Source organism: Empedobacter sp. UBA5924 (assembly GCF_002431085.1).
GTDB classification, from domain to species: Bacteria; Bacteroidota; Bacteroidia; order Flavobacteriales; family Weeksellaceae; genus Empedobacter; species Empedobacter falsenii_B.
On the sequence record NZ_DJDM01000001.1, the window covers coordinates 1 to 11,234 of the forward strand.

At 30.3% G+C, this 11,234-nt stretch carries 12 protein-coding genes; 2 read left to right on the forward strand and 10 right to left on the reverse strand.

Annotated features, from left to right (window positions below; all coding sequences use genetic code 11):
* Nucleotides 1–38: 38 nt before the first annotated feature.
* The 10 genes from B3792_RS00005 to kdsB all read right to left on the reverse strand — a co-directional run bounded on the left by B3792_RS00005 (nucleotide 39) and on the right by kdsB (nucleotide 9,617).
* The gene (locus B3792_RS00005; RefSeq protein ID WP_291047252.1) at nucleotides 39–758 is read right to left on the reverse strand and encodes a GLPGLI family protein; all 720 of its coding nucleotides are present in this window, start codon (nucleotides 756–758) and stop codon (nucleotides 39–41) included.
* A gap of 498 nt (nucleotides 759–1,256) precedes the next feature.
* Nucleotides 1,257–1,781 (reverse strand): DUF4136 domain-containing protein, encoded by a 525-nt coding sequence (locus tag B3792_RS00010; protein ID WP_291062050.1) that lies wholly within the window; start codon nucleotides 1,779–1,781, stop codon nucleotides 1,257–1,259.
* A gap of 84 nt (nucleotides 1,782–1,865) precedes the next feature.
* Nucleotides 1,866–2,381 carry an NUDIX hydrolase gene (locus B3792_RS00015; RefSeq protein ID WP_291068542.1) on the reverse strand — a complete coding sequence of 172 codons (516 nt, stop codon included), beginning with the start codon at nucleotides 2,379–2,381 and terminating at the stop codon, nucleotides 1,866–1,868.
* A 49-nt stretch (nucleotides 2,382–2,430) separates the two neighbouring features.
* On the reverse strand, nucleotides 2,431–3,318 hold the full coding sequence (gene xerD, locus B3792_RS00020) for a site-specific tyrosine recombinase XerD (protein WP_038332712.1): 888 nt from the start codon (nucleotides 3,316–3,318) through the stop codon (nucleotides 2,431–2,433).
* Entirely contained in the window at nucleotides 3,319–4,902 is a 1,584-nt protein-coding gene (locus B3792_RS00025) for a S41 family peptidase (protein ID WP_115001817.1), read from the reverse strand.
* A 7-nt stretch (nucleotides 4,903–4,909) separates the two neighbouring features.
* Entirely contained in the window at nucleotides 4,910–5,353 is a 444-nt protein-coding gene (locus B3792_RS00030) for a deoxycytidylate deaminase (protein ID WP_291068545.1), read from the reverse strand.
* A gap of 6 nt (nucleotides 5,354–5,359) precedes the next feature.
* On the reverse strand, nucleotides 5,360–7,321 hold the full coding sequence (locus B3792_RS00035; protein WP_291068547.1) for a site-specific recombinase Gcr: 1,962 nt from the start codon (nucleotides 7,319–7,321) through the stop codon (nucleotides 5,360–5,362).
* A gap of 108 nt (nucleotides 7,322–7,429) precedes the next feature.
* Complete coding sequence (locus tag B3792_RS00040) at nucleotides 7,430–8,098, reverse strand: LolA family protein (RefSeq protein WP_221627915.1); 669 nt, start codon at nucleotides 8,096–8,098, stop codon at nucleotides 7,430–7,432.
* Nucleotides 8,099–8,177: 79 nt separating this feature from the next.
* The gene (locus B3792_RS00045; protein ID WP_038332702.1) at nucleotides 8,178–8,729 is read right to left on the reverse strand and encodes an HNH endonuclease; all 552 of its coding nucleotides are present in this window, start codon (nucleotides 8,727–8,729) and stop codon (nucleotides 8,178–8,180) included.
* A gap of 144 nt (nucleotides 8,730–8,873) precedes the next feature.
* A complete protein-coding gene (gene kdsB, locus B3792_RS00050; RefSeq protein WP_221854531.1) occupies nucleotides 8,874–9,617 on the reverse strand; it encodes a 3-deoxy-manno-octulosonate cytidylyltransferase in 744 nt (247 codons plus the stop codon).
* Between the two features lie 200 nt (nucleotides 9,618–9,817).
* Between kdsB and B3792_RS00055 the strand changes: the two genes are divergently transcribed.
* Together B3792_RS00055 and B3792_RS00060 are read left to right on the forward strand one after the other, a co-directional pair.
* Entirely contained in the window at nucleotides 9,818–10,609 is a 792-nt protein-coding gene (locus tag B3792_RS00055; protein WP_180905191.1) for a DUF3822 family protein, read from the forward strand.
* Nucleotides 10,585–11,127, forward strand: coding sequence for an RsmD family RNA methyltransferase (locus tag B3792_RS00060; protein ID WP_280049619.1), 543 nt, complete (start codon nucleotides 10,585–10,587; stop codon nucleotides 11,125–11,127). Before B3792_RS00055 ends, B3792_RS00060 begins: the two co-directional genes overlap by 25 nt.
* Nucleotides 11,128–11,234: the final 107 nt, after the last annotated feature.

Here is an 11,234-nt window from a genome sequence, read left to right on the forward strand (position 1 = left end):
CACTTTAAGAGACAGTCCTTTTTTTAGTCTAACCTTTTTTATTTTTGTAAAAATGTTTCATTAAAATTTATATTGTCTTTTTGAATCATTTTATCAAAATCAGTTTGATTTAACTGTTTTCCCTTTATTGGTTTAGAAATTTTAAATTTATCACTCACATTGACTTTTATTGCTGAATAAATTTGTTTATTTTCTTGATTTCCATCTTTATTAATTATAGTTAATTTTAAAATGACTCCAGGTAAACCATCATAATTTGTTGGACCATTTTTAAAATCAAGCTTAGGCGCATACCAAGCTTCAATAAATGTATTCTCTGACTCTTGAAGGATAGCTTTCTTCACATCAAATCCTAAAATTTTTGTATATTCTTTTTTAAGAATCCATTTCATTTGTTTAATAGAATCATAAATAAGTAGATTCTTGTTATTATAATTTATTTCTGAAAGGGAATACTTCTCTTTAATATTTTTATAATAAAACCCTCCTGGTCCGCTTACAAAACTTATTGATGCTCCACTTTTATTTTGCGAATTGTCTACTCGATCAATTTTATTAAAAGTCGATTCGTTTTTAGAAGTAATTAACTCAAAATATAACCTATTGTCGTTGCTATTTTTATATATTTCTTTACTTATTTGATTTGTAGTTTTTTCAAAATCAAACTCATTTCTGAATTCATATTCAATTTTTAATTTTTCTTGACAGAATATTGTAGTAAAAGATAGAAGATATATTATTGAAAGTATTGTTTTCATAAATTATGATTTAATTATAGATTAACTAATATAAAAGTATTTTGAATAAATGTATTATAGGATTAGCAAATTTGTTTACTTTTTTAATTTTATTATTATGTATGCTGTCTTATTAAATTTGTATATAAATCATTATTAATTTATATAATTATCAATAGTATAAAAATATAATATGGAAATATAGATATTAGAAATAGTAAAGTTATTTATTTTTCACTCGTGATGACACAGAAAAAATATATTAAAAATGGAAGAATTTGTAAAAGAAAAAATGGATCTTTCAGAGTTTGAAAATATCAATCATATTTCACTTAACATAATTGTTATTATCTACCAATATTTTTTAGGTTAAAACGTTGGTTTACTGAAAGTGCCGTTTTGAATAAATTATTTCAGTTAGAAAAACACGCTGGAGACCGCATTTTACCGTTGGAATCGGATATTCAAATCAGTCAAAATTTTAAACAAAAAACCTTGAGAAAAATCTCAAGGTTTTTGTTATTTCTTTTTAGGTGGAAATTTTTGCAACAATTTCGTTACACCTTTCTGAATATTTGCTGCACGAACTTCTGGCGAAGCTTTCAACGGCATTTGAATTTTCAAGGTTCCTTCCCAAACCAATCTTCCTTCATCCTTCATCGAAATCGTATAATTTTGATTTAATTTTTGAGACATAATCGGAATTCCAACCGAAACTCCACCTCCAAAACCATAACCACCCGTTCCCATTCCAATTCCAACATTAGAATTTTGTTGCTTCGAAACATATTCTTCTGGCTTCACGTCTAACGTTAAATTTCCATCATTCGACTTCTGAAAACCTCTGTATAACATTCCTTTTTCAATCGAAGAATATAATCTAGCAGAATCTAAATCATTCAATCCTAAATTTCCTGTTTGCGTAAAAGAATACGTTCTATTTGTTTCAAAATCAAAATCTCGGTCATAATCTACCGCTACATTCTGCGTGCTACACGAAACTATTGTTAGGAAAATAGCACTTAATAAAAGTATTTTTTTCATTGTTAATATTTTAATGATGAGAACCTGAAACGAGTTTAGGTTGACAAATCACGCCCGGTTGAACTTATTTCAACATCATGTGAACTATTTCAAAGAATTAATATAAATTTCTACCACTTTTCTTAATGAATCAAAACCAATGTCGTCTAAATTAATTTCGTTGATAGCAATCCATTTTATAGCTGCAATTTCATCTTTTTCAAGAACAATTTCTTCGTCAGGAAAATCAGCAATAAATGCTAAATCACACGTTTTATACGGAACTTCTTTATACTCATATGTATTAGGTTGAGATAAAAAATACTTGAAATTCTTTAAAGGAATTTTAATTCCTAATTCTTCTTCAATCTCTCGTTGACACGTTCTTTCTGCCGACTCATCTGGATCTGTAAATCCACCAGCTAAATCTAACATTCCCTTTTTTGGTTCTTTATTACGAACAGTAAACAAGATTTTGTCATCTTTTTTAAGAATAACCGCCACCGCAGCAGCTACGTTTTGATAATAGACCAAATCGCAATTGTTGCATGTCATTTTTCTAAAGTCAAAGTGATCAATCGTATGTCCACAATTGGGACAAAACTTGAATGATTTTATCATTTCTTTTCTATTTTAATGTAAAATCTGAAACAGATTCAGGATGATTAAACTATTTATTTCTCGGGTGAAATTTGATAATCGCATCTCGAATAAATTCTTGATCAACATGCGTATAAATTTCAGTCGTCGTAATACTTTCGTGTCCCAACATTAACTGAATTGCACGAAGATCTGCTCCATTTTTCAATAAATGAGTCGCAAAAGAATGACGAAATGTATGCGGACTAATTGTTTTTTTAACTCCAGCAATTATCGATAATTCTTTCACGATTGTAAAAATCATTACTCGTGTAAGGTTTTTACCTCGTCTATTTAAGAACAAAAAATCTTCAAATCCAACTTGTATAGGAAGATGAATACGAATACTTTCTTTGTACAAGTTAATATATTTTATCGTATAATCGCTAATCGGAACCAGTCTTTGTTTGTTTCCTTTCCCAATGACACGAATAAAACCATCATCAAAAAAAAGATCAGAAATTTTGAGATTTATCAATTCCGAAACACGCAAACCGCATCCATAAAGCACTTCTATAATCGCACGATTGCGCTGTCCTTCTGGTTTTGATAAATCAATTACTTCAATCATTTTATCAATTTCTTTTTCAGAAAGTACATCAGGAAGTTTCATCCCAATTTTTGGAGTTTCGAGCAAAGAAGTCGGATTATCTTCTCTAAAATCTTCGAGTTGTAAGTAGCCAAAAAAGCTTTTCAAGCCAGAAATCACACGCGCTTGTGAACGCACGCTATATTCGCTCGATGCAAAATCGTGTACAAAATCCCTCAAATCATCTTGTGAATAATCTAAAGGTTGTTTATCAGAATAATTAATTAATTTTTGAATATCGCGTAGATAACCTTCAATTGTATTGGCAGAAACTCTTTTTTCTAATTTCAGATACATTTGATAGTCATACAAAGCATCTTTCCACAGCATTTACTTCGTTATTTTTTCAAGTTCAAAAATACGCTTTATCATTTCATCTTCGGGCATCCAAACTTGATAAAATGCACGCGAACCATATAAAGTTCCAGCAATTGTGGCTTTCATGTAGTTATCAACAGTTGTTGAAAAGACAGGGTTAAACTCATTTGAAGGAATTCCTAAAACACCTAAAAACTCATTTCTATACATTCCAGCACTGAAATATTTCAAATAAATTGCTTCGTTATGAAACATGAAAAAATCGTGAATTGAATAAATTTTCTTGAATAAAAAATCATTAAAATAATTTGTATCTTGATTATAATACAACCAATTCGAAACCGAATTTGTATCTAATGCAACAAACTCATCAGGAATAATTCCACCACCGCCGTAGACTTTTTTACCTGAAGGTGCTGTAAACTCTAAATCTTTATTGATTTTGATTGAATCTTTACTGTATAATTCACCCGACTTTAATCGTTTGTATAAATCGTCACTATATTTCGCTGTTTTTTTATCAAATGGTTTTTGAATAGATCGACCAGAAGGCGTGTAATAATTAGCAACAGTCAAACGAACTTTGGTATCATCGCCTAAATTAATCTCGCGTTGCACCAAACCTTTACCAAACGAACGACGACCAACGATAATTCCGCGTCCATAATCTTGTAACGCTCCCGCAACAATCTCACTCGAAGAAGCAGAATTTTCGTCCATTAAGACGTAAATTTTTCCTTGTTCGAAAAGACCTTTATTTGTAGCGTAAATATATTTTTTACGTTTTTGTTTGTCTTGTGTGTAAACAATCAATTCGTTTTTCGTTAAAAATTCATCGGCAATCTCTTCGGCAATATGCATGATTCCACCTGGATTTCCACGTAAATCAAACACCAAAGTTTTCATTCCTTGATCCAATAAATTTTGTAAACCTTCGTGAACTTCATTTGCAGAATTTTCGGAAAAACGAGTCAATTTAAGATAACCAATATCTTTCGTTAACATATGTTTTCCAGTAACCGTAGGAATTGGTACAATCGTACGATTTAGCGTAACAGAAATTGGTTTTTGATCGCGAATAACAGATAATTTAACTTCCGAACCCTTTTTTCCTTTCAATAAACCTTCAATCGTTTTATTATCTTTTGCAACCAAAGATTGATCATCTGCAGCAACTAATTGATCTCCAAATTCTAGTTTACCATAATTCTTAGTTCCTGGCAACGTACGTTCAACAACAATGGTGTCATTCATTGTACGAAATTGAATTCCAATTCCCACAAATTCACCTTTCAATTGTTCTTCTGCCTTTTGTACAGAAGCTTTGTCGATATATGTACTATGTGGATCTAGCTTGGCAACCATATAATGAATCGCATCATCAACCAAACTATCCGAATTAACATCGTTCACATATTCATTGTCAATCAAAGAAACTAATCGACGAATTTTTTGTTCGTTATCCGAATATTGCAAACCTACAATATCCTTGTTTTCATCGAACGCAAAGTCGTATTTTTTCCCAACCATAAAACCGATTAAGAAAATAATCATCACAACTAATACGATATTAATAACCTTGAAAAAACTTCTCATTGAAATGCTAAATGTATAATTCTTCTTCTGTAATTTGTCGAATTGTAATTCCTGATTTTTCTAAAAACTCTAACCCAGAAAGGTCTTTGTATTGTTGAATGTAAACGATGCGCTTTATACCTGCTTGCAAAATAAGTTTGCTACAATCTGTACAAGGCGAAAGTGTAATATACAATGTCGCTCCTTCTGCAGATTGTGTAGACGTTGCACATTTTAGAATTGCATTTGCTTCGGCGTGCAAAACATGCCATTTTGTATTCCCTGCTTCGTCCTCGCATTTGTTCTCAAAACCACTTGGCGTACCATTGTAACCATCAGAAATAATCATTCGATTTTTAACAATAATTGCACCAACTTTTTTGCGTTCGCAATAGGATAGATTCGCCCATTCAAAAGCCATTTTAAGATAAGCTTTATCGTAACGTAATTGTTTTTCTAAGTTTGTTTCCATTTCTAACTAAGCTTCTTCTTTATTTTTTGTCCATAAAGGCGGAATAAAAAATGGTAATGGATTTCGGAAAAATGCTTTTAATGTATGTGAAATCATCGTAAAAATCTTATAAAAAGGAATATTATTAGATCGCATTGCCATTAATAATGATAAGATAAAACTAACTAAGAAGTTGCTCCAACCTACCATAAAAATTGCAATAAAACCAATAATCATTGGTCCAATATCAAAATGATAGCCCATTCCTCCAATACCAATCGCGAAGTTTCCTGAAACGAAAGTAATGTGTCGAATATCGAAAGGTTGACCAGTAAAATCACCAATCAAAAAAGCACATCCCATCATAAAACCGAATGCAACATTACCTACAACTCCACCCATATTTTTCTCAAACCAATTCGAAATTCTTCTTCGTCTACGTTCTGAAAATGATTTCTTCAAAATGGGATGATTATAAATACGTTCTGGAATATTATGAAAACGTTGATTATTAATTGTTATTCCCGAAATTAATCCTGAAAGGAATAAGAAGACTCCAGCAATTGCTCCAAAGTAAAAAATATGCCAATCCATTGTCACCAATTCTTCCCAATAATGATACGCTTTAGAATATTTTAAAACTTCTAATCCTAAGATTTCGTTGAGTAAATAAAATATTCCTAATGAAACCACAAAACCTGCAACAACATTTCCTAAAAAAGCAATCATTTGGCTTCTTACTAATTGCGCAAATAAAGTTGTAAAATCTTTCACATTCAGTTCAGAACCAGAAGTCGGCACAAGCGAACGAGCTAAACGAGCTGCTGTCATAGAAGGCTGTTTTGTAGCAAGCGTCATATGTGTCAAATAAATCGTACAGAAACCAACAGCGTAATTAATACTAAAGAAAAATGCTTTAAACAATGGCGATGTATCATGTATATTTCCAATTCCGGTTTTGATAAAACACAAAAAAGAAACAATAAAACCACCTCCACAAGCTGTCCAAAACATCTTGTTATACTCTTTGGCTGTCTGCGTAATATATTTTTCTCCTGTCTTACCATTATGATAAGTAACTAAGAAAGTGATTAAATAAACCGTAGAACCTAACTGATTACTCATAAAATTCTTTGGTGCATAAAATTCAACCCATTTCTTTGTTGCAAGACTATAGAAAGAAATTATTCCGTGTAATCTTAGTTCATTATAACTATTTAAAATTGTTTGCAAACGAACTAATTGTTGTTGCAAACGATTGATTTTTGATGCAACTTTCAATGAAATTCCTTTGTAATCTTTTTGTGTTAAAATATCATTTAACAAATGTTTACATTTCGAAATACTTTCTTTGATTTCTAACATATCAAAGCCAGCTTGTGGATTTTCGATAATGTTACTAATCTGCATCGAAAGTTTAGAGAATGGATTATCAAGATAATTAACCTCGTTACTGTAACGCATCATTTCTTTATCCGAAAATCCTCCAGTAATACGAACCGTCAAAATAGAAATTGCTTGTAAAAGCTGATTCTGAATATTGTTAACGTTTCCTTTAAAATTATCTGGTTCGATATCTTGATACAATACTTCGAAAAATTTTCGCCAACGATCTCTTGGAATAATTCGGATTGCTGATAAGTTTTTCGAATTATAAAAAATCTCATTTACCACAGAAGTTAATTCATTATTATCTTCGATATCTGGTAAAAGAGAATCCATTATTTTCTTTCGAAAAATGGATAATAAATTATCTTCCAGATGAATTCCACTATCTACTAAATAGCTAACGAAATTGATTTTCCCGAATGTATTTTGAAGTTTTTCGCGAAAAATTAATCGATATGTAGGGTTATTTTGAAGTTTAGAAATTAGATCATCTATAAAAGAAATTGAATCTGGATAATCTTTTCTTGCTTTCTCTAATAATCTTAGAAAAAAGCTCTTCTCGTATTTTTTATTTTGATCAAATATAGAGTCTAAAGCCATATTTTAATTTCTTCATTCAGAGTACAAAAGTAAAAAACTTATACTACCTAAGCAGTATAAATCAACAGAAATAAAAAAGTGATTCTTGATGAACCACTTTTTATATATTTAGAATTTAAAATTTTTCTTATCTATTGCTGGGTTGATTTTTATGTCATTAAATTTAATCACATATTCTCCTCCATCAACTGGTTTTCCTACCACTTTTGTGGCAAAAGATAATCCGTTATACGTCTTGAAATTAGAGTAATAAAGTGTTTCGTCTTTATTTTTTTCCATTACAATTTCGTACGAATTTTTATCAAAACAATATATTGTAGAATTTGTATTTTTTGTTAATTCTATTTTGTAACAGCTATTATTTTGATCGTATTTATCTACACCTAAGTATTTTACTTTAAATCCTTTTTGTTTATATTTCAAAATATCCGAATCAAAAGAGTCTGGTTTATAATCTTTTACAGCTACATTTTTCTTAGCAACTTCACTGTATGTCCATCCCATTCTACCATCATATCCTTCGTTCAAGATTTCTTTTCCATTCATCACAAACACTACTTTTTTGTTGTAAGGGCGTTGATGATAAACAATCATTGGATAAGAATCTCCAACATTTATAATGGCTTCTCCTTTTAGGATAATACTGTTCAAATTATTCCAAGCTGCTTCTCCTCCTGTTTTTTGAATATGAGTTTCGATTATTTTCTCTGCATTTTGTGCAAATGTAGTCACAGAAAATAATGAAATCATAAGCGCGCTAAACGTCAATTTCGACATAAGAACTTTTTTAATTTTTAACAATCTGTCGAACAAGATATAAAAACTAATTTAAAGTTCTGTAAAGAAATATTGTCTTTTAGTCTTTTTTAACTTCTATATGAGCCCAATTTTCACCTCTTAAAATACGGTAAACCTGACCTTGAGAAATATTAAATTGTTTTGCTAGTGTAGAAATTTTTGTTTTTCTATTTGGATCAATTAATTTCTTTTTCAGACGAATAACTTGTGCTTCTGTCAACTTACTATTTGGAATACTGTCTAAACGAGAACGTCCTTTCATCATTCTAAATAAATCCTTGTTGTGCTCTTTCCATTCGTCCAATGTTGCCCATTTCAAATTATCCATTGCGTTGTTTAATTTGTTATGATCCAAATGCACTACATATTCTTTATTGTCTTTATTTGGTAAAAAAGTTTCGGCAACCATTTTATGTACATATTTAGCTGTACGTTTTCCGTCTGCTTTTGTTACCCAAATCGCACGATAACCATTGTTAATCGCTCCTTCTAAGATTTTGTATTTATCTTGTCCTGTGTATAATTTTTTTACAAGACCATCTTTTGAAACTAAAAAGGATCTTTTTTCAATTAATCCTTCTGCTTCGTATTCTTTCCATGAATCACTCATAATCACTATTTTACTTATTTACTCCATTTTACAACAACATTCATACCGAAATAATTTTTTAAGTATTAATTAACTTAATTATTTCATTTCCACGTCAAGTATAGCTGATTTTAGGGCAAATATAAATCATAAAAAGTTTAAAGATTATTTTTTAACAATAGTGGATAAGTACTTTTTTGCACGCTCTAAATCTTCTGGTGTATCAATTCCTACTCCTATCGATTCGGTTTCAATCACTTTAATCTTCATTCCATATTCCAAATAACGTAATTGTTCTAATTTTTCTGCACGCTCATTTTGACGCATTTCAAGTGTTGAAAACTTCAACAAAGCTTCTTTTCTAAACGCATAAATCCCTAAATGACGAAAATAATTTGGTGTAAAATTAGTTTCACGTGCAAATGGAATTGCTGAACGCGAAAAATAAAATGCAAAATCGTTAATATCAGTGACCACTTTTACAAAATTAGGATTGTTAATATCTTCTTCCTTTGTAATGGATTCTTTTAAAGTCACCACATCTACAGTTTTTCCCAATTCTCCATCAAAAGAGGATAAAATATCTGCCAAAGCTTTTTCGTTCACAAATGGTTCATCGCCTTGCACATTCAAGATAATATCACATTCTATATCTTGTATAGCTTCAGCAATTCTATCACTTCCTGTTTCGTGATCTTTGATACTCATGATTGCTTTTCCGTTGTGCGAAACAATTTCATCAAAAATTAAATCAGAATCTGTCACCACAAAAACATCGTCAAACAAATTAGTAGCGACAACATTTTCGTACGTCATTCTTATCACAGTTTTATCGCCCAATTGTTGCATCAATTTACCTGGAAAACGTGTTGCTGCATAACGAGCTGGAATTACGGCTATTTTTTTCACAATTTTTAATTTCAAATTTCTGTAAATTTAAAATAGATTCGGCTGAAATGCTTCTTTAATCAACAAAATAATTATAGTATCTTTGCTAAAATAAATTTTCTGTATGAAGATTGCTTTCAAAATTTTGTTATTTTTGATTTCATTAGGATTAATATATATCTTAATCAACGAGTTAAAAATTCAAGGATAAAGAAAAATTTATGTCAAAAACAACTCAACATTCGTTAGCGATTTTACTATCTCACGATATGCTTAGTTATATTACCAAAACAACCGACGGAGAAACGACTTCGTACTCGGATGTGTATGACTATTCGGTAGATTTTACAAATCTTAACAAAACGGAAATTGAGATTGAACATGAATTGCGTTCTAATTTGACTTTGCTACAAGAATATGATTATGTGCATATTTGTTTTTTGTCGACAACTGTAAATGTTGTTCCAAATCACTTTGCGCACAAACCTTTTGAGGAATTGTTATCACTTTCTAACTATAGTCCTGTAAAATTAGCGATCGATTGTCCTTTGGAAAATGTAGATGCATCAATTATCTACAATATTCATTATCCACTAAAAGATATTTTGCTTTCATTACCGAATTTGCAAAATGCGCGTTTGTATCATTCGGGCAAATTCTTGGTAGATTATGGAATGATTAATTCTAAAAACGATGAAATTTATATCAATTTAATGCATCAAAAATTAGAAGTTTGCGTGTTGAGCAATGGAGAATTTATTTTTTATAATCTATTTGAAACAAAAACGAAAGAAGACTTTTTGTTTTACATTTTGTATACATTAAATCAATTAAATATTAGTCCAAATACCGTTTCATTGTATGCTTTTGGCGATATCTTAAATTCGCCAGATTTTTACGAAACTTTACAAAAATATGTGCGTCATATTTCGTTTAACGAAGCAGACAAACAACTTGGGCAATATTTTACATTATATAAATTATTCGAATGCGAATCATTTCAGGAACATTAAAAGGAAAAAGAATCACAGCACCAACCAACTTGCCGGTGCGCCCAACAACAGACTTCGCGAAAGAAGCTTTATTTAATATCTTAAACAACGAATGGTATTTCGACGAAATTACCGTTTTAGATTTATTCTCTGGAATTGGAAGTATTTCATTAGAATTTGCTTCACGTGGAGCAAAAAAAGTAACTTCGGTTGATAATTTCTACGGTTGTGTAAAATTTTTGGACGAAACAGCGAAACAATTAAAATTAGATGATATTATTTCTACTGTAAAAAGTGATGTCATTAAATATTTGGACAAGCAACCAATCAAAAAGTTTGATATTATTTTTGCTGATCCTCCTTACGATTTGGATGTAGAAACTTACAAAAAAATCCCAAATTTGGTTATCGATAATCAATGGTTAGAAGAAGGTGGAAATTTTGTTTTAGAACACCCATCAAGCATTTCTTTTGAAGAGCATCCAAACTTTGTACAACACAAAAAATACGGAAACGTACACTTCTCTTTTTTCGAGTAAACATCCATTTTCTTAAAATATTTAACAAAATCGACTGATAGATGATATCTATCAGTCGATTTCTTTTTTTTATTTATACTAAGTCTAATTAAATTTGCACTATTAAT